The organism is Flavobacterium sp. WC2421 (assembly GCF_040822115.1).
Classification (GTDB): Bacteria; Bacteroidota; Bacteroidia; order Flavobacteriales; family Flavobacteriaceae; genus Flavobacterium.
This window is the reverse complement of sequence record NZ_CP162004.1, coordinates 348,091-368,553: the sequence shown is the minus strand read 5'-3', so window position 1 is coordinate 368,553 and position 20,463 is coordinate 348,091. Positions and strand designations below refer to the sequence as shown.

Annotated in this window: 13 protein-coding genes; all 13 read left to right on the top strand. The window is 32.8% G+C overall.

Features of this window, described 5'->3' with window-relative positions; all coding sequences use genetic code 11:
* The first annotated feature begins 21 nt into the window (after positions 1-21).
* Entirely contained in the window at positions 22-1,236 is a 1,215-nt protein-coding gene (locus tag AB3G33_RS01695) for a sugar MFS transporter (RefSeq protein WP_367772161.1), read from the top strand.
* Positions 1,233-3,104, top strand: coding sequence for a trehalase family glycosidase (locus AB3G33_RS01690; protein ID WP_367772159.1), 1,872 nt, complete (start codon positions 1,233-1,235; stop codon positions 3,102-3,104). The genes AB3G33_RS01695 and AB3G33_RS01690 overlap by 4 nt, the downstream gene beginning before the upstream one ends.
* A gap of 69 nt (positions 3,105-3,173) precedes the next feature.
* Positions 3,174-3,608 carry a CBS domain-containing protein gene (locus AB3G33_RS01685; protein ID WP_367755371.1) on the top strand — a complete coding sequence of 145 codons (435 nt, stop codon included), beginning with the start codon at positions 3,174-3,176 and terminating at the stop codon, positions 3,606-3,608.
* 155 nt (positions 3,609-3,763) lie between these two features.
* Entirely contained in the window at positions 3,764-6,058 is a 2,295-nt protein-coding gene (locus AB3G33_RS01680; protein WP_367755369.1) for an NADP-dependent malic enzyme, read from the top strand.
* A gap of 44 nt (positions 6,059-6,102) precedes the next feature.
* Entirely contained in the window at positions 6,103-6,684 is a 582-nt protein-coding gene (ruvA, locus tag AB3G33_RS01675; RefSeq protein WP_367755367.1) for a Holliday junction branch migration protein RuvA, read from the top strand.
* Between the two features lie 24 nt (positions 6,685-6,708).
* Complete coding sequence (gene sprA / locus AB3G33_RS01670; RefSeq protein WP_367772158.1) at positions 6,709-13,854, top strand: cell surface protein SprA; 7,146 nt, start codon at positions 6,709-6,711, stop codon at positions 13,852-13,854.
* An 87-nt stretch (positions 13,855-13,941) separates the two neighbouring features.
* On the top strand, positions 13,942-14,322 hold the full coding sequence (gcvH, locus tag AB3G33_RS01665; RefSeq protein WP_367755363.1) for a glycine cleavage system protein GcvH: 381 nt from the start codon (positions 13,942-13,944) through the stop codon (positions 14,320-14,322).
* Positions 14,315-14,686 carry a VanZ family protein gene (locus AB3G33_RS01660; protein ID WP_367755362.1) on the top strand — a complete coding sequence of 124 codons (372 nt, stop codon included), beginning with the start codon at positions 14,315-14,317 and terminating at the stop codon, positions 14,684-14,686. The genes gcvH and AB3G33_RS01660 overlap by 8 nt, the downstream gene beginning before the upstream one ends.
* A gap of 140 nt (positions 14,687-14,826) precedes the next feature.
* Entirely contained in the window at positions 14,827-15,570 is a 744-nt protein-coding gene (deoC, locus tag AB3G33_RS01655) for a deoxyribose-phosphate aldolase (RefSeq protein WP_367772156.1), read from the top strand.
* 19 nt (positions 15,571-15,589) lie between these two features.
* Entirely contained in the window at positions 15,590-17,713 is a 2,124-nt protein-coding gene (locus AB3G33_RS01650) for a gliding motility protein RemB (RefSeq protein WP_367772154.1), read from the top strand.
* 184 nt (positions 17,714-17,897) lie between these two features.
* Positions 17,898-18,800, top strand: coding sequence for a heme o synthase (cyoE, locus tag AB3G33_RS01645; RefSeq protein WP_367774184.1), 903 nt, complete (start codon positions 17,898-17,900; stop codon positions 18,798-18,800).
* 2 nt (positions 18,801-18,802) lie between these two features.
* Positions 18,803-19,390: a heme-copper oxidase subunit III gene (locus tag AB3G33_RS01640; RefSeq protein ID WP_367755359.1), complete on the top strand. Its 588-nt coding sequence runs from the start codon at positions 18,803-18,805 to the stop codon at positions 19,388-19,390.
* Positions 19,391-19,432: 42 nt separating this feature from the next.
* Positions 19,433-20,461: a cytochrome c oxidase subunit 3 gene (locus AB3G33_RS01635; RefSeq protein WP_367772152.1), complete on the top strand. Its 1,029-nt coding sequence runs from the start codon at positions 19,433-19,435 to the stop codon at positions 20,459-20,461.
* The last annotated feature ends 2 nt before the right edge of the window (positions 20,462-20,463 follow it).

The following is a 20,463-nucleotide window of genomic DNA, read 5'->3' as shown; positions in this document are numbered from 1 at the left end:
AAATAATAAAACCAATTAAAAATGAAAAAAAGTACTATTAAATTAGCGATGTATTTGAATTATTTTGTCTTTGCTATTCTATTGAATAGTGTAGGAATAGTGATTTTAAAAGCCCAAAAAAATTATGGAGTAGATGAGTTACAAGCTAGTATTCTAGAGGCTTTTAAAGATTTACCTATCGCAATTGTCTCTTTTTTGATAGCTTCTTTTTTGCCTAGATTAGGTTATAAAAAAGCCATGCTTATTGGTTTAGCTTTGGTATCTGTAGCTTGTATTACGATGTATTTTGGAAACTCATTTGAAACAGCTAAAATACTTTTTGCGACTGTTGGAGTTTCATTTGCTTTGATAAAGGTGTCCGTTTATTCTCTTATTGGAACCGTTACTGAAAATCAAAAAGAACACAATAGTTTAATGAGTAGTATTGAAGGGGTTTTTATGATTGGAATTGCGCTGGCATACTTTTTATTCCCCGCTTTCAACTCAGAATCGGATCCTGATGCATGGTTGAACGTGTATTGGTTATTAGCGGGAATTTCATTGTTATCATTTGGATTCTTGTTCTTTGCCAAATTTGAAGACCAAACCGATATTCCTGGAGTTGATTTAGCGGATGATTTTAAACAAATGTTCAAGCTGTTTGCTAAACTACTGACTATTGTTTTTGTAATTAGTGCCTTTCTATTTGTAATGATTGAACAAGGAATTATGTCATGGTTGCCTACTTTTAATAGTAAAGTATTACACCTTCCAGAGAATATAAGCATAATGATGGCGAGTATTTTGGCTATTACTTTGGCGGTAGGACGATTACTTGCGGGTGTAATTACTAAAAGTATAAATTGGATTTGGGTCCTTAGTTTTTGTATTGTGATGGCCATGTTAATCGTTATTTTTGTATTGCCAAGGACGGTTGGGCTGGATGTTAAAGAAATCAATTCGCTAGGAGATATTCCTTTAATAGGATTTGCATTTCCTCTTGTGGGATTGTTTATCGCTCCAATATATCCCCTTTTAAATTCAGTTGTTTTAAGTGCTTTGCCCAAGAAACTGCACAGTTCCATGACGGGTTTAATTGTTGTTTTTTCAGCATTAGGAGGTACATTAGGTTCAAGAGTAATTGGGTATTTGTTTAAAAATGAAGGGCCTGAAAATGCGTTCTATTATACTTTGATTCCAATGTCTTTATTATTAGTCTCTTTCTTTATATTAAAAAAACTAACTGCTAAATCATGAAAATTTCACTAAACATAGATAAAACATTTCGCGAACTTTTGCTTCAAGAGGATACTGATAATGATAAAAAGATTACAAAGGATGACAATGGTCCTAAAAGATTCGTTTTAGTTGATGAAAAAACTAAAAAAGAAAGAGTAATTGAAGGAACCTATCATTTGGCAAATTTACTTCAAGAACTGGCAGTCCTCAAAGATAAAAAAACGGAATTGGGTGAAGTCGATTTAACACGGATTCAAGAGGAGCCTGTAGATCGTATTTCGAGAAAAATCAGAGAGGATTATTGGGATGAACTTACTAGAACTATTGATAAGAAAGGCCTGATGCAAATTCTACAAGATGAAAAAACGACAAATGAAATACCAACTCTATATGTTTCCGCTAAAGATAAACAAGGGGTGAAGTATTTTCAGGATTTAGAAAAAGAACTGCAAAATTTCAAAGTAGGAGTTTTACCGGAAGATTATACAGAAGAGTATGTTGATACGTTGAATACAAAACCCGGGATTCTTGCGTTGGCTTTAGAGCAAAAATTATACAGTTTACAAGGAGTTCCATTTGTTGTCCCAGGTGGGAGATTTAATGAAATGTATGGTTGGGATAGCTATTTTATTGGTGTTGGATTGCTAATTGATAATCAGCTGGAGAAAGCGATGGCTATAGCAGATAACTTTAAATATCAAATTGTTCACTACGGAAAAATACTAAATGCCAATAGGAGTTACTATTTAACTAGAACACAGCCACCATTATACTCCTCTTTATTAGTTGAGATTGTAAAGAATAAAGTTCCAAATTTAGAATGGTTGAAAGGCCATCTAGAAACGGTTATTCTAGAATACAATACAGTTTGGATGGTGCAAGGCGGTCGATTGACTCCTACAGGATTAAATAGATATAAGTCAGGTGGTGTAGGAATGCCTTTTGAAGTGGAGCCAGGACATTTTGATGATGTTTTAGAATCGTATGCAATAAAATATAATTTGCCAATTAGAGAATTTGAAAAGCAATATTTAAATAGAACTATTGTTGATGCTGAACTTGATGAGTATTTTGTTCATGATAGAAGTTTACGCGAAAGCGGACATGACACTACTAATAGATTGATTAATACTTGTGCTAACTTAAATTCAGTTGATGTAAATAGTTTTCTTTACAAATATGAAAAAGATATAGCCTTTTTGATTAAGAATTTCTATGATGATAAAATACAAATAGCTGATACTCATTACACATCTAAAGATTGGGAATCCAAAGCAAATTCAAGAAAAGAAAAAATGGATGAATTATGCTGGAATGAAGAATCAACTATGTATTTTGATTATGATTTTGTAAATAATAGACAATTCCCTTTTGAAGCTGCAACTACTTTTTTCCCTTTATGGGCCGGATTATGCAATGCTCATCAGGCAAAACAATTAGTCGAAGTAGCCTTGCCACAATTTATAAAAAGTGGAGGAATTACAGGAAGTACAAAAGCAAGTACGGCAAATTTTCCTGAGGATGCGCCACAAAGGCAGTGGGATTATCCTTTTGGGTGGGCTCCACACCAAATGCTGTTGTGGGAGGGCTTACTTAATTATGGTTTTATTGATAAAGCCCAAGAAATGGTGTACAGATGGCTTTGGTTGATTACTAAAAATGCAGTGGAATACAATGGAACGATTCCAGAGAAATTTGATTTGGAAACCAGTTCCCATAAAGTTTTTGCAGAGTATGGTAATGTTGGGACGGAATTCGATTATATTTCTAAAGAAGGTTTTGGATGGGTTAATGCGTCCTATCAATATGGATTGCAAATACTAAACGATCATTTGAAACAAGAACTAAATAGACTTACTTCTCCGGAAGATTTATTTAAAGGCTAATTTTTTTTTGTAAAGCTGTATTTTGTATGTTATTTTTTTTAACTTTATAGTCAACTAAATTTTTTCAACATGACTGTAAATCAAATATTAAGCACAAAAGGAAAGGATGTTCATTCTATAGTTTCTACAATCACCGTATATGATGCATTGAAAGTGATGGGAGAAAAAAATGTTGGAGCAGTATTAGTCATTGAAGATAATATTTTAAAAGGAATACTTTCTGAAAGAGATTATGCTAGGAAAATTGTCCTAAAAAATAAAGCTTCAAAAGATACGTTTGTACATGAAATCATGGAAAAGGATGTCATTACGGTAAAACCAACGGATGATCTTGATTTCTGTATGGGAATTATGAGTAAAAGAAGGGTTAGACATTTACCAGTTGTAGAAAATGATGCCGTTACTGGTGTTATTTCAATTGGTGACGTAGTGAAAGCAATAATAGAAATTCAAAAAGAAACAATTCAGCATTTGGATTCTTATATTAGTGGATCAAAAGGTTAAAATAGAATTTAAAAATAAGTATAAATAGCTGCAATTTAGTGCGGCTATTTTTTTTTCTACAAATAGGGTTTGGTTTTTTTTTAAAAGAATAGAAGAAAAGTCTGCTTTTTAAACCAAGTCTTATATCTTTGTAAGCTAGAATAAAACATTAAAAAATGAACAAAAACAGCAAAAGAAGAGAAGCGTTATTATATCATGCAAAACCTACTCCAGGAAAAATTCAAGTAGTTCCAACTAAGAAATATGCAACCCAAAGAGATTTATCTTTGGCTTATTCACCTGGTGTAGCTGAACCTTGTTTAGAAATTGCTAAAGATGTAAATAACGTATATAAATATACAGCTAAAGGAAATTTAGTTGCGGTAATTACTAACGGAACTGCAGTTTTGGGTCTAGGAGATATTGGACCTGAAGCTTCAAAACCAGTTATGGAAGGAAAAGGATTATTGTTTAAGATTTTTGCAGATATTGATGTTTTTGACATTGAGATTGGTACTAAAGATATTGAGGAATTTATTCAAACCGTAAAAAATATTGCTCCTACATTTGGAGGGATAAATTTAGAAGATATAAAGGCACCTGAGTCTTTTGAAATTGAACGTAGGTTAGTTGAAGAATTGAATATTCCAGTGATGCATGATGATCAACATGGAACAGCAATTATATCTTCTGCAGCTTTAATAAACGCATTGGAATTAGCTGATAAAAAAGCTGAGGATGTGAAAATGGTAGTTTCAGGTGCAGGTTCAGCAGCATTAGCTTGTGCTGATTTATATGTTTTACTAGGAGTTAAAATAGAAAATATATTGATGTTTAACAGTAAAGGAGTCTTGACAAAAGACAATCCATCACTATCTGTTATGCAATTAAAATATGCAAAAGATATAAAGCCAGTAAGTCTTGAAGAAGCTTTAAAGGGAGCAGATATTTTCTTAGGACTATCTTCTGGAGATATTATGAGTCCTCAAATGTTATTGGGAATGGCTGATAATCCAATCGTTTTTGCAATGGCAAATCCAGACCCAGAAATAGATTATAATCTTGCTATTTCAACACGAAAAGATATTATCATGGCTACAGGAAGATCTGATCATCCTAACCAAGTGAATAATGTACTTGGGTTTCCATATATTTTTAGGGGTGCTTTAGATGTTCGCGCTACTAAAATAAATGAAGCGATGAAAATGGCTGCTGTTAAAGCATTGGCTTTATTAGCTAAAGAGTCAGTTCCAGAGCAAGTTAATGTTGCTTATGGCGCTACTAAATTAGTTTTTGGTAGAGATTATATTATCCCAAAACCATTTGATCCAAGATTAATTACTATTGTGGCTCCTGCAGTTGCTAAAGCTGCTATGGATTCTGGTGTGGCATTAAACCCTATTACTGATTGGCATAAGTACGAAGAAGAACTTCTAGACCGATTAGGGAATGATAATAAAATGGTTCGATTGATTACCAATAGAGCTAAAATGGATCCTAAAAGAATTGTATTTGCAGAAGCAGATCATTTAGATGTACTTAAGGCAGCACAAATTGTATTAGAAGAAGGAATTGGACATCCTATTTTATTAGGAAACAAGGAAATTATTTTAGAATTAAAAGAAGAATTAGGTTTTGATGCTGATATTGAGATAATTGATCCTAAAATAAAAGAAGAAGACGCTAGAAGAAATAAATTTGCGACTACCTATTGGGAAACTAGAAAAAGAAAAGGAATTTCTTTATATGATGCTGAAAAGTTAATGCGTGAAAGAAATTATTTTGCTGCCATGATGGTCAATGAAGGAGAGGCTGATGGATTAGTTACAGGTCATTCTAGAAGTTATTCTTCTGTAGTGAAACCAATGTTGCAATTAATTGAAAAAGCGCCTGGAGCCTCTATTGTGGCGACTACAAACATGATGATGACTGCTCGTGGTCCAATGTTTTTGTCAGATACTGCGATAAACATCGATCCTTCTGCAGATGACTTGGCAAAAATTGCTATTATGACTGCTAAAACAGCAAGAATGTTTGGTGTAGAGCCAGTAATAGCGATGGTTTCATTTTCTAACTTTGGTTCTTCTAGTGATGCTAATGCTACTAAAGTAAGACAGGCAGTAGCTTATTTACATGAGCATCATCCTGACCTTATTATTGACGGTGAAGTTCAAGCAGATTTTGCCTTGAATCCAGAAATGCTGAAAGAGAAATTCCCGTTTTCTAAACTAGCTGGAAAAAAGGTAAACACTTTAATTTTTCCTAATTTAGATTCTGCTAATATTACGTATAAATTATTGAAAGAATTAAACAAAGTGGATTCAATCGGGCCTATTATGCTTGGAATGGGAAAACCAGTTCACATTTTTCAATTAGGTGCAAGTGTAGAAGAGATGGTCAATATGGCAGCAATTGCTGTAATTGATGCGCAGGAAAAACAAAAGAAAAAACAAATTAATGCTTCTTTATAATTAGCTTTATAAAAACAATAAATTGTTTCATATACAAACTATAAATGATAGCACATTTACAAGGGAAATTAGTGGAAAAAACACCAACACATATCGTAATTGACTGCGGTGGTGTTGGTTATCATGTAAATATCTCGTTACATACTTATTCATTGCTTCCTAATACTGATTTTGTAAAGTTATTTACACATCTTCAAGTTAAAGAGGATTCGCATACTTTATTTGGATTTGTAGAAAAATCTGAGAAAGAGATTTTTAAATTGTTAATTTCCGTTTCGGGAATTGGGGCCAATATTGCGAGAACAATGTTGTCGTCATTAGATCCTAAACAAATTACAAATGCGATTGCTTCAGGGGATGTAGTTACAGTTCAATCGATAAAAGGAATCGGTAGTAAAACAGCTCAAAGGGTGATACTTGATTTAAAAGAAAAAGTGTTGAAACTATATGATTTAGATGAAGTTTCAATGGTGCAAAGCAATACAAACCGAGATGAAGCGTTATCAGCTTTGGAGGTATTAGGTTTTGTTCGAAAAACTTCTGAAAAAATCATTGAAAAAATTGTAAAAGAGGATCCAGATGCTTCTGTTGAATCAATTATTAAAAAAGCTTTAAAGAACTTATAAAAGGAACTCGGAAACACGAATTATATGCAGAAAATTTGTCTTTTTTTGTTAGTTTTATTTTGTGGTTTTGCGTCTAGGGCTCAGGTAAAAGAAGAAGCTCAAGATACAATTAATAAGGGTTTCTCTTTAGGAAAAGTCCAAATAAAAAACCCTCAAAGTATTCTCTCGGCCTATACTTATGATCCTGTTACGGATAGGTATGTTTATACTAATTCTGTTGATGGGTTTTCTATCAATTACCCTATTATATTAACTCCAAAAGAGTATGAAAGTTTAGTCTTGAAAGAATCTATGAGAGATTATTTCAAGAAAAAAACGGATGCTATCGATGGTAAAAAAGAAGGAAGTGAGGCTGCGAAAAAAGATTTATTACCTAAATATTATGTGAATTCGGGTCTTTTTGAAACTATTTTTGGTAGTAATACAATTGATGTTAAGCCTACAGGTTCCGTTGAAATGGATTTGGGTGCTCGATATACCAAACAAGATAATCCTTCTTTCTCTCCAAGAAATAGATCTAATTTGTCTTTTGATTTTAATCAAAGGATAAGCATGAGCTTAATGGGGAAAGTAGGTACAAGGTTGAATGTTAATGCAAATTATGATACGCAGTCTACTTTCGCATTTCAAAATTTAATTAAATTAGAATATGCTCCTTCAGAAGATGATATTATTCAAAAAATTGAAGTTGGAAATGTAAGTATGCCTTTGAATAGCTCATTAATTAGGGGAGCGCAAAGCTTATTTGGTGTAAAAGCCCAATTGCAATTTGGAAAAACTACAGTTACAGGAGTCTTTTCAGAACAAAAATCAAAAACAAAAAGTGTAGTTGCAGAAGGTGGTGGAGTAATTCAGGACTTTGATATGTATGCACTTGATTACGATAATGACAGGCATTTTTTCTTGTCACAATATTTTAGAAATAAATACGATGCTTCGTTAAAAAACTACCCTTTTATTGATAGTAGGGTTCAAATTACAAGACTTGAAATTTGGGTTACTAATAAACAAACTCGTGTTAGTACTAATTCAAATAACTTACGAAATATTATTGCGCTTCAAGATTTAGGAGAATCGCAATTATCGGGCTTGGCAGATAATGAAGTGGTAGTGCTTGATCCTTCAACAGGAATATTTAATAATCCAATAAATTCGCCCACAGACAACTCTAATAACGATTATGATCCAGCACAAATTTTAACTGGTTCAGGTTTGTTAAATAGTAATATTAGGGAAATAGTTACTTCTAATTCTGGATTTAATGTCACTGTTAGCGAAGGTCAAGATTATTCTAAATTAGAAAATGCTCGAAAATTAACTTCAAATGAATATACCTATAATGCTCAATTAGGATATATATCGTTGCAACAACGATTAGCAAATGATGAGGTGCTAGCCGTTGCTTATCAATATACAATAGGTGATAAAGTGTATCAGGTAGGTGAATTTGGTAGTGATGGTATCGATGCAACTGTTGTAACGGGGACTAATTCTTCCCAAGCAATTATCACTCAAAGTTTAATTTTGAAAATGTTGAAAAGTAATTTAACAAATGTCAAAAATCCAGTTTGGAACTTGATGATGAAAAACATTTATCAAATACCAGGAGCTTATCAAGTGAAACAAGAGGATTTTAGGTTTAATATACTATATACTGATCCGTCTCCATTAAATTACATTACTGAAGTGTCGGGAAGTCCTTTTCCTGCAAGTCCATCACCTGATAATAAAGTTGCTGAAACTCCTTTATTGAAAGTATTTAATTTAGATAAATTAAATTATAATAATGATCCACAAACTGGAGGGGATGGTTTTTTTGATTTTATGCAAGGCATCACTATTGATTCCCAAAATGGAAGAATAATATTTACTACCAAAGAGCCATTTGGTGAATTATTGTTTTCCAAATTGTCAAACACAGGTTCAGGAGAAAACTATAACGATGCTAATACTTATAATGCAAATCAAAAGAAATATGTGTTTCGTAATATGTATCGCAACACCCAATCTGGAGCATTGCAAGATAGTGACAAGAATAAATTTCTTTTAAGAGGTAAATATAAATCATCAGGAGGTGATGGAATTCCTATTGGAGCGTTCAATGTTCCTCAAGGTTCCGTTGTAGTGACTGCTGGAGGACGAGTTTTAGTTGAAGGAATTGATTATAGTGTAAATTATCAATTGGGTAGGGTTCAAATTTTGGATCCATCTCTTCAAGCATCAAATACGCCTATTAATGTTTCTCTGGAAAATAATTCTGTTTTTGGTCAGCAAACCAGAAGGTTTATGGGGGTAAATGTAGAACATAAAATTTCGGATAAGTTTTTGGTTGGAGCTACATTTTTAAAAATGACTGAAAAACCCTTTACTCAAAAATCAAGTTTTGGTCAAGAATCGGTAAACAATACTATTTTTGGTTTTAATACTAATTATTCTACTGAGGTTCCTTTCTTTACTCGATTAGTGAATAAACTCCCTAATATTGATACCGATGTGCCTTCAAATCTTTCGGTACGTGGAGAAATCGCTTTTTTGAAACCAGACACACCAAAAGCAGATCAGTTTCAAGGAGAGTCAACAATTTATGTAGATGACTTTGAGGGATCTCAATCTACAATTGATATGCGTTCTGCTTATGCCTGGAGTTTATCTTCTACACCAGATAGAAATACAAGAAGTGCCTATGATTTTAACGCTAACGCTAATGATTTAAGTTATGGGTTTAAAAGAGCGAAGCTAGCTTGGTATACTATTGATCCCGTTTTTTATACGCAAAAACCATCTGGAATTTCAAATGATGATTTGTCATTGAATACTACAAGAAGAATTTATAGTGAAGAATTATACCCATTAACTGATATTGCTCAAGGACAATCGCAAGTTGTTAATACTTTGGACTTAAGTTATTATCCTTCTGATAGAGGTCCTTATAATAACAGTTCGAGTTTTTCTGCAAGCCCCGGAACTAATTATGGTGGAATTATGAGAGCTATAAATTCAACAAATTTTGAACAAGGAAATGTGGAATATATTCAGTTTTGGGTAATGGATCCCTACGTTGGTAAAGGCCAGGTTCCAAATGATAATACTGGAAAAATATATTTCAATTTAGGGGAGATATCAGAAGATGTTTTGAAAGATGGGCGCAAACAATATGAAAATGGACTAGGGCCAGATCAAATATTAGTAAATCCAAAACCTATTTGGGGAGATGTTCCTGCGTCACAATCTTTGATTTATGCTTTTGATACTAATGCGGATAATAGAAAGAATCAAGATATAGGTTTAGATGGATTGTCTAATGCGAATGAAGGGACTGTCTATACTAATTTTGCTTCAGAGTCTGATCCAGCAGCTGATGATTATACCTATTACTTAAACACTACAGGTAGTGTAAAAGAGCGATATAAGAACTATAATGGTGTTGATGGAAACTCAGCTGTAAGTGTAAGTGATCCCAATAGAGGTTCATCAACAGTTCCAGATGTTGAAGATATTAATAGAGATAATACAATGAATACCATTAATGCTTATTATGAATATAGTGTGGATATTCAACCGAATATGAATGTTGGTCAAAACTATATTACTGATGTGAAAAATACGCAAGTAACATTAGCAAATGGTGAAGTTACTGATGCAAGATGGTTACAATTTAAAATCCCTGTTTCTCAGCCAGAAAATACAATAGGAAATATTTCAGATTTTAGATCCATTCGTTTTATGAGAATGTTTATGACTGGTTTTAATCAAGACGTAACTGTTCGTTTTGGTGCTCTAGATTTGGTCAGAGGAGAATGGAGAAGATATACGAATACATTGGATTTTAATGATACAAACGTAGCTGATGATGGAACTGATTTAGATGTGTTAGCAGTGAATGTTCAAGAAAATAATGACAGATGCCCAGTTAATTATATTATCCCTCCTGGAGTGCAACGAGAACAATTGTATAATAATAATACGATTATAAATCAAAATGAACAGTCGCTGTCACTTAGAGTTTCTGGGAACGGTCTTGAGCCGGAAGATTCAAGAGCCGTTTTTAAGAATGTTAGCATCGATATGAGGCAGTTCAAAAAATTAAAAATGTTTTTGCATGCAGAATCATTGCCAAATCAAACAGTACTTAGAGACGATCAAATGATTGGATTTATTCGTTTTGGAAATGATTTTACACAGAACTTCTATCAAATAGAAATTCCTTTGAAAGTAACGACTCCTTCTTCTACTTCAGGTTCTAATTGTTCCGCATTGAGCGCAGAAGAGGTTTGGCCAGAAGATAATAATATTGATTTAACGCTAGCCTTGTTAACTCAGCTTAAAATTCAGGCAATGAGTATCGATTTGAGTACTCTACCATTGGATGGAATCTATTATCAAAATGAAGATGAGTTAAACCCAAGTCTGGCCAATAAAACAAATAAGTTGAGATTGGGGATAAAAGGAAATCCTAATTTTGGATTGGTTCGTACACTTATGGTTGGTGTGAAAAGCAATGAAACACACCAAGATATAAAAGGAGAAGTTTGGTTCAATGAACTTCGCTTGGCTGATATGGATAATCAAGGCGGTATGGCGGCAGTTTTAAATGTTGATACAAACCTTGCCGATTTTGCAACTATTTCCGCAACAGGTAAAAAAAGCACTATTGGTTTCGGAGCTTTGGAGCAAGGGCCAAATGAGAGAAGTCGGGAAGATATTGAACAATATAATATTGTCACTAATCTTAATTTAGGGAAATTACTGCCAGTTAAATGGGGGATAAATTTACCATTTAATTATGCCGTTGGAGAAGAGACAATCACACCAGAATATGATCCTTTTAATCAAGATATCAAACTAAAACAGTTGCTGGACAATACAAGCGATACTGCGGATAGAAATAATATTACTAATAGGGCTATAGATTATACAAAACGAACAAGTATTAATTTTATTGGTGTTAGAAAACAAAGAAGTCCTGAGCAAAAACAGCATGTTTATGATCCAGAGAATTTTACTTTTTCTCAGTCATACAATAAGGTAGAACGACATGATTTTGAAATTGAAGATTATATTGATCAACAGGTAAATACGTCAGTGGATTATGCTTATAGTTTTCAGCCAAAACCTGTTGAACCATTCAAGAAAACGGAATTCATGAAAAAAAGCAGTTATTGGAAGTTGCTTAGTGATTTCAATTTTAATTATTTGCCTTCTAATGTTTCTTTTAATACTAATATAATTAGACAATACAATCGTCAACAATTTCGTCAAGTTGATGTTGAGGGAATAGGTTTGGATCCTTTGTATAGGAGAAATTTCTCCTTTAATTATCAGTATGGATTTAATTATAACCTTACAAAATCTTTAAAACTAAGTTATACAGCGTCATCTAATAATATTGTAAAAAATTATTTAAATCAGGATAATGAACCTATTGACAGTTTTACGATTTGGGATAGCTACTGGAACATAGGAACGCCTAACCAACACATGCAACAGTTGGTTTTGAATTATGAAATTCCAATCAATAAGATTCCTTTATTTAGTTTTGTGAAAGCAAATTATTCCTATACAGGAGACTATAGCTGGCAACGTTCGTCAAATGCATTGTCACAAATAGAAATAGGAGGAGTAGATTATAATTTAGGAAATACGGTTCAAAATGCGCGTTCGAATACTTTGAATGCAACTTTTAATATGGATATGCTTTATAAGTATTTAGGGTTAACAAAAAATAATGCTAAAGTAACAAGTAAACCCAAAGCTTCAGCTCCTAAACCAGGAGAAAAGGTAGTGAATAATACAGCAAAACCAGTTGTTCAAAACAATGAATTTGTAGATGGACTTATGGGTGTTTTAACGAGTGTAAAAAATATTCAGGTAAATTATACGGAGAACAGCGGTACAGTTTTACCGGGTTATACTCCAAGTGTAGGTTTCTTTGGGTCTTCAAGACCTACTTTAGGGTTTATATTTGGTAGTCAAGATGATGTTCGTTATGAAGCTGCTAAAAATGGTTGGTTGACCAATTATCAGGATTTTAATCAAAACTTTTCACAGGTAAGTAATAAGATGTTTAAGTCAACTGCGAATGTAGATTTGTTCCCCGATTTAAAAATTGATTTAAATGCAGACAGATCGTATTCTGAAAATTATTCAGAACAATACGATGTGACTAATGGAGAATATAATTCGAGATCTCCTTATACATACGGACTTTTTTCAATATCAACGGTTTTGATTAAAACGTCTTTTTCGGCAAGCAATGAAGTTTCCTCAGTGGCATTTGATGACTTTAGAAGCAATAGATTAATAGTTGCTAATCGATTGGCATCACAACGTGGTATTGATGTTACTAACCCAGCTAATTTGGATGAAGATGGATATCCGTTAGGGTATGGTAAAAATAATCAAGCAGTTTTATTGCCAGCTTTTTTAGCTGCCTATTCTGGCAGTAGTGCCTCAAATGTTTCCTTAGGGATTTTTAGAAGTTTTCCAATACCAAACTGGGCTGTAAAATACAATGGATTAATGCGTTATGATTTGTTTAAAAGGAATTTTAAACGATTCTCGTTGCAGCATAATTATAGAGCTTCTTATACCATTAATCAATACCGATCTAATTTTGATTATGATAATGACAAGAATGGAGTTGATGCAAGTGGTAATTTTTTGAATAAAACAATCATGTCAAATATTAACTTAGTGGAGCAATTTAGTCCGCTGATTAGAATGGATTTTGAATTGAAAAGCTCATTAAAAATTCTTACTGAAATTAAAAAAGATAGAGCATTATCGATGAGTTTTGATAATAATTTATTGACCGAGGTAAAAGGAATTGAATATGTTGTTGGGCTAGGATATCGATTTAAAGATGTTATCTTTTCTTCTAGACTGGCTGATAATCCATCAGGCATTATAAAAGGAGATATTAATATGAAAGCTGATTTTTCTTATCGAAATAATCAAACAATTGTACGTTATTTGGACTACGATAATAATCAATTGGCGGGAGGTCAAAATATTTGGTCATTAAAATTAACTGCTGATTACTCTTTCAGTAAGAATCTTACCGCCATATTTTATTACGATCATTCTTTTTCTAAAGCTGTAATATCGACTTCATTTCCATTAACAAATATCCGTTCGGGGTTTACACTTCGTTATAATTTTGGGAATTAATTTTTTAAAATCTAAACCAATTTTCATTAGAAGATTGTTACATTTGCCGTACAAAAAATCAATTATCAATTATCAATTAGTATTTATATGAATATACCATCAAATTTAAAGTACACTAAAGATCACGAATGGGTTAGTTTACAAGGGGATGTTGCAACAGTAGGGATTACTCATTTTGCTCAAAAAGAATTAGGAGATATTGTTTATGTTGAAGTAGAAACGTTAGATCAAACTCTTGAAAAAGATGAGGTTTTTGGAACTGTTGAAGCGGTAAAAACAGTTTCTGATTTATTTCTTCCATTAGCTGGAGAAATTATTGAATTCAATGATGCTTTAGAAAGTACTCCAGAAACTGTAAATTCAGATCCTTACGGAGCGGGGTGGATGATAAAAATAAAAGTTTCTGATGTTGCGGATTTTGATTCGTTACTATCTAGTGAAGCTTACAAAGAATTGATCGGTGCATAAACAATTGTATTTTTGGATTGCAGTTTTTTGGACTATAATAGTTACTTTTCTTTGTTTAACACCGTCAAGTAATATTCCAGAAGTAAGTATTTTATATCTTGATAAATTGATTCATATCTTTTTTCATTTTGTGTTTACTACTCTTTGGGTTTTGTTCTTCAAAGTAAAAATGCAAAGTCCAAATAATTATAAGCCTTTTTTTTATTCATTTGGTTTATCTGTTTTTTTTGGAATTACAATTGAAATATTACAAGAAGTATTGACCACTACCCGAACTGCTGATGTTTTTGATGTTTTGGCCAATATAACGGGAGCGAGTTTAGCAATCGTTGTTATGATTCTATATTTTAAAAACAAGAAATAAACAGTATATAATTCAATTTAAATCCCACTTTGGTGGGATTTTTTTATAGTAAAAATTTAAAAAGTAATTACATATAATTAACTCTTTTGAATATAAAATGTATTTTTGTAACCTATCATTTATAATGGAATAGATATAACATGAACATTAGACAATATTTAGATTCTACCTATTTAAAAACGGCGATTCAAGCGGGACTTGATGAAGACCAGAATAGTGTTATAGTTAAGAAGTTTATTCAGGAAGCTATTGATGAGAATTTTAAACTCATTATGATTCGGCCTAATATGGTTGCTATTGCAAAAGAAATGATAACTACAGCCAATTCTAAAGTAGGAGTAGGAACAGTAATCGATTTTCCAGATGGGAATTCAAATGTGGAGGACAAGCTTGTTGAAGCTAATCTGGCAATACAAGATGGTGCGGATGATTTAGACTTTGTTTGTAATTATAACGCATTTATTGCGGGCGATAGCGACTTAGTTAAAGAGGAAGTTTTAGAGTGTACAAAACTTGGTCTGGAAAAGGGAAAAGTAGTAAAGTGGATAATTGAAGTGGCTGCCCTTGATGATAAGCAGGTCGTTCAATTAACAGCTTTAATAAAAAATGTAGTTGTTTCTAATTTCAAAGAAATTTTTTATAATTCGGTTTTTGTTAAATCTTCAACTGGTTTTTTTATAACCCAAGGTAATCTTCCGAACGGGGCTACAATTTCAACAATTACCATGATGCTTGAAAATGCGTTTCCGCTTCCAGTTAAAGCGGCTGGAGGAGTCCGAACGTATGAGGAGGCTGTTGCAATGATTCAATTAGGTGTAAAGCGAATAGGTACCTCTGGAGCGAAAATAATTGCAAATGGTGCAGGAACACAACTAGAATACTAAATTCACAATCAAAATTAATATGAGAAAAAGTTTCTTAACTTTATTTATATCATTTATATCTTTTTTTACGTATTCTCAAGTTGAAGATACTAATAATTTGCAAGCCAAATTGTCTACAGAACGGTTCCCCGTTTTTCCTAAATGTCAAAATTTAGAATCTGTAGCGTTAGAAAGTTGTTTTTATAGTGAAGTTCAAGATTTTGTTTTTCAAAATTTTGTTGTGCCAGAAACTTTAATGAAAAATAATTTCCGAGGGAATATAAAAGTGCTTTTTGAAGTAGACAGTAATGGTATTTTTAAAGTAATTTATGTTAATGCAGTAGATGAAGAGTTAATTCAGGAAACCAAAAGAGTTTTTAGTAAGTTTCCTAAAATTAGTCCTTCTACTTACAATGGTAAGGCGGTCTATTCTAGATATAATATTGCGATTTCAATTCCGTTGAAAAGCCAGGAAACAATCGCATCAGAAGCATTGGCTAGAGCAGAAGTTGTTCCAAATAAGACAAAACAACTTACTGAATTGGATAGTATCGTTTATAAAAAATACCACAATCCTGAATTCGAAAGCCATCTAAATATACCTTTCTCTCATAGTTATTATGCTCAGTTTGATGGTGCAATGAATCAAGTAGGAAGTAATAATCACACTGCTTCTAAACCATATACTTATCAAGAAGTTTCTAAATATTACAATCTTAAAGAAGCAAATGAAAAACTTAAAATAAAAGCTTCAAATTGGTGGGCAAAAAAATTATGGAATGAAAATGCTGTCGAAATTCAAGGTGATGGGTATTGGCTTACATTAAATCCAATATTAGATTTACAAGTTGGAAAAGCAACACATAGTGATGTTTCCTATACCTACGTTAATACACGAGCACTTAATTTTAGAGGAGGAATTGGGAAACAACTTAATTTCACAACTACTGTTTTTGAAAGCCAAGGACGATTTGCTGATTATTTTAATCAATATGCTGAATCTATTGCGCCTGCAGGAGGGAATCCTGCTATTATACCTGGAATAGGAATAGCTAAAGACTTCAAAACAAATTCATATGATTTCCCTTTGGCTGAAGCCAATATTACATTTGCTCCAAATAAAAATATTGACTTGCAATTGGGCTATGGCAGAAATTTTATTGGTGATGGGTATCGTTCACTTTTGGAAAGTGATGGTGCCAGTCCTTACCCTTATTTTAAAATAAATACTAAGTTTTGGAAAATTAAGTACACGAATACCTATATGTGGTTAAAAGACGTTCGTCCCGAAGTTACTCTAGAAAGAACGTATGCTACCAAGTTTATGGCCAATCATTATTTAAGTTGGAATGTTTCGAATAGATTAAATATTGGTCTTTTTGAATCAGTAATTTGGACTAATACCAATAATAGAGGTTTTGATGTTAGTTTTGTAAACCCAATTATTTTTTATAGATCTGTTGAGTTTGCTTCTTCAGCAAGAACTGGAAACGCACTTTTGGGTTTTAGTTATAAATACAAATGGAGTAATCAAATCAATTTTTATGGTCAGTTCCTTTTGGATGAATTTTCACTTGGTGATATTAAAAGGGGGGATAATAGTTGGAAAAACAAATATGGTTATCAGCTAGGAGTTAAATATTACAATGCATTTAAGGTTGATAATTTATTGTTGCAATTAGAATACAATCATGTTCGTCCTTATGTGTACTCTCATAGTGAACCGATAACTAACTACGGCCATAATAATCAAAGTATTGGGCATCAGTGGGGAGGTAATTTTAAAGAGTTTATAGCAATTGCTCGTTATCATAAAGGAAGGTATTTTGCTGATGCAAAAATTACTGCGGGTACCCGAGGTTTGGATTTTGATACAAGTACTGATAGTTTTAATTATGGCGGAAATATTTATAAGGATTATGATGAGAATCGTCCATTTGATAGCGGAGTAAAAGTAGGTCAAGGAAACAAAACGGCAGTTTTTATTGCAGATATTCAAGGAGGGTATTTGATCAATCCGACTACCAATTTAAAACTTTTTGGAAGTTATATTTATAGAAGTTTTGATCCTACACAAAATACAAAAACTGCGTTTACCCAAAGTACTAATTGGTTTACGATAGGTTTAAGAGCTGATGTCTTTAATTGGTATTTTGATTATTAGTATTTAATCGAGATTCGCAACGGGTTTAATTATAAGTGAATTAATAGTTGTCTTTTGATTGTAAAAAAACAGGTAATAATTACGTTATGAATATTAGTTTTAAAAAATCTAAATTCTTCATTCTTATTTCTACATCTAATTTGTACCTTTGCACCAGTTTTATAAAAACCTAATGGATACCGGATTGAATACTACAACAAATACATTTTCTCTAAAGAGGATTTTTTTAGATTTTAAAGAAATTACTAAAGCTGGACTTGCTATTAGTGTATTGTTTTCTTCTATTGCTGGATATTTTTTAGGGATAGATGATGCAAATCCTTTTGAGTGGTCTGTGTTAATAATGCTTATCATTGGTGGGTATTGTATGGTAGGTGCTTCAAATGCTTTTAATCAAGTTATTGAAAAAGATTTGGATGCATTGATGGATCGAACTAAAAATCGTCCTGTCCCAGCAGGTAGAATGTCTCCAAATACTGCTTTGATTGTAGCTAGTTTGCTAACAATCGTTGGAATTTCATTGCTTTACGCTATTAATCCGAAGTCGGCCATGTTTGGGGCGATTTCAATATTTTTATATACTAGTGTGTATACTCCTTTGAAAACGATGACATCGTTGTCAGTTTTTGTAGGGGCGTTTCCCGGAGCTATCCCATTTATGTTGGGTTGGGTTGCGGCAACTGGAAATTTTGGAATTGAAGCGGGAACTTTGTTTTTAATACAGTTTTTTTGGCAGTTTCCTCATTTTTGGGCAATAGGTTGGTTTTTGTATGAAGATTATGAGAAGGCAGGTTTTTTTATGCTTCCTACTGGAAAAAAAGATAAGGGTACGGCTTTACAGGTTATTTTATATACCATCTGGTTGATTATAGCTTCTTTATTGCCAGCATTAGGTTATACGGGAAAATTATTTTTAACGCCAGTTGCGGCAATTTTGGTTTTTTTATTGGGAATATGGATGTTGTATTATTCAGTCCAATTGTACAAGTTAAGAAGTGCAAAAGCAGCAAGAACTCTTATGTTAGTAAGTGTTTCGTATATTACGTTGTTGCAGTTAGTTTATATATTTGATAAATTTTTAAGATAGTTATGGAAGTTACAATGACAACGAATGAACATAGATTAAGAACCGCAAGATCCTATAAGCTGATCTTGTTGTTTGCGATGGTTAGTATGACTATGATGTTTGCAGGGCTTACAAGTGCTTTTGTGGTAAGTAAATCGAGAGTGGACTGGTTGAAGGATTTTCAATTGCCTACAGCATTCTATTATAGTACGATTGTTATTATTGGTTGTAGTGTTACATTCCATTTAGCAAAAAAAGCGATTCAAAAAGACAATAAAAGTGCGACTACTACATTTCTTTTAGCTACTTTAGCGCTGGGGATTTTATTTGTTGTTTTACAATTTGTCGGCTTTGGACAAATAGTAGAAAACGGGTATTATTTTACAGGAAGTGAGAGTTCAATAACAACAACATTTTTATATATTGTTACCGTTGTGCACTTAATTCATCTTGCTGGAGGGCTAATTTCTCTCCTTATTATAATTTATAATCATTTTAAACAAAAATACAATTCGACTCAAACTCTTGGAATAGAACTAGGTGCAATGTACTGGCACTTTCTTGATTTCCTATGGCTTTATTTATTTGTATTTTTATATTTCTTTAAATAAGAAAAAAACGTAAATTTGGGAACTTTTTAACGAATAACTTTTATGGAAGCGACAGTTACTACTGCAAATAGTGAAGAAAAAACTTGGGGAGGCGGCAATGAGCCAATGGGAGCAAGTTATGGTAAATTAATGATGTGGTTTTTTATCGTGTCAGATGCCTTAACGTTCTCTGGATTTTTAGCAGCTTACGGTTTTTCTCGATTTAAATTTATTGAGACATGGCCATTGGCCGATGAAGTGTTTACTCACTTCCCATTTATGCATGGTGTATCTGCACCGATGTATTATGTGGCATTAATGACTTTTATTTTAATTTTCTCATCTGTGACAATGGTATTAGCCGTTGATGCAGGTCATCAAATGAAAAAAAACAAAGTTGTTGTTTATATGTTTTTAACCATTATCGGTGGTATGATCTTCGTAGGGTCACAAGCTTGGGAATGGAAAAATTTCATAAAAGGGGAGTATGGTGCAATTGAAACAAAAGGTGGTAGTTTACTTCAGTTTGTCGATAAAGAAGGGCATCGTGTTGCTTTAGCTGATTTCGCCGCAACTTTGAATGAAGGTAGAGAACGATTAACTGGTAATAAAGGAGATTGGTTTATTAGTGAGCCAGCTTTGCCATCTTATTCTGTTGCTGAAGTTCAGGCAGGTTTTAAGGCACATCCAGATTTATTAATCAGAACAGAAGTTATTTATGAAGGGGACGAGGCAATTGCTAAAGATCCTAAAATTAATCATGAATTAACAAAGATTAAACACAAAACGATTCTTACTAGACAAGAGTCTGAGTTGAGGTTGGCTCAAGCAACGTATGTTGTTGAAGGTGCAAACTTGACAAGAAACGAATACGGTAGTAAGCTGTTTGCTGATTTCTTTTTCTTTATAACAGGATTTCACGGTTTTCACGTATTCTCAGGTATAATTATAAATATCATTATATTTTTTAATGTACTTCTTGGAACATACGAGAAAAGAAAGAGTTACGAAATGGTTGAGAAAGTTGGTTTATACTGGCACTTTGTCGATTTAGTTTGGGTATTTGTATTTACAGTATTCTATCTAGTTTAATT

What these genes read in the sequence shown, in the direction of transcription:
- AB3G33_RS01640 (WP_367755359.1), top strand. Translation starts at nt 18,803, where the DNA reads ATGGAAGTTACAATGACAACGAATGAACATAGATTAAGAACCGCAAGA.
- AB3G33_RS01680 (WP_367755369.1), top strand. Translation starts at nt 3,764, where the DNA reads ATGAACAAAAACAGCAAAAGAAGAGAAGCGTTATTATATCATGCAAAA.
- AB3G33_RS01635 (WP_367772152.1), top strand. Translation starts at nt 19,433, where the DNA reads ATGGAAGCGACAGTTACTACTGCAAATAGTGAAGAAAAAACTTGGGGA.
- AB3G33_RS01690 (WP_367772159.1), top strand. Translation starts at nt 1,233, where the DNA reads ATGAAAATTTCACTAAACATAGATAAAACATTTCGCGAACTTTTGCTT.
- ruvA (WP_367755367.1), top strand. Translation starts at nt 6,103, where the DNA reads ATGATAGCACATTTACAAGGGAAATTAGTGGAAAAAACACCAACACAT.
- gcvH (WP_367755363.1), top strand. Translation starts at nt 13,942, where the DNA reads ATGAATATACCATCAAATTTAAAGTACACTAAAGATCACGAATGGGTT.
- AB3G33_RS01695 (WP_367772161.1), top strand. Translation starts at nt 22, where the DNA reads ATGAAAAAAAGTACTATTAAATTAGCGATGTATTTGAATTATTTTGTC.
- sprA (WP_367772158.1), top strand. Translation starts at nt 6,709, where the DNA reads ATGCAGAAAATTTGTCTTTTTTTGTTAGTTTTATTTTGTGGTTTTGCG.
- AB3G33_RS01650 (WP_367772154.1), top strand. Translation starts at nt 15,590, where the DNA reads ATGAGAAAAAGTTTCTTAACTTTATTTATATCATTTATATCTTTTTTT.
- deoC (WP_367772156.1), top strand. Translation starts at nt 14,827, where the DNA reads ATGAACATTAGACAATATTTAGATTCTACCTATTTAAAAACGGCGATT.
- AB3G33_RS01685 (WP_367755371.1), top strand. Translation starts at nt 3,174, where the DNA reads ATGACTGTAAATCAAATATTAAGCACAAAAGGAAAGGATGTTCATTCT.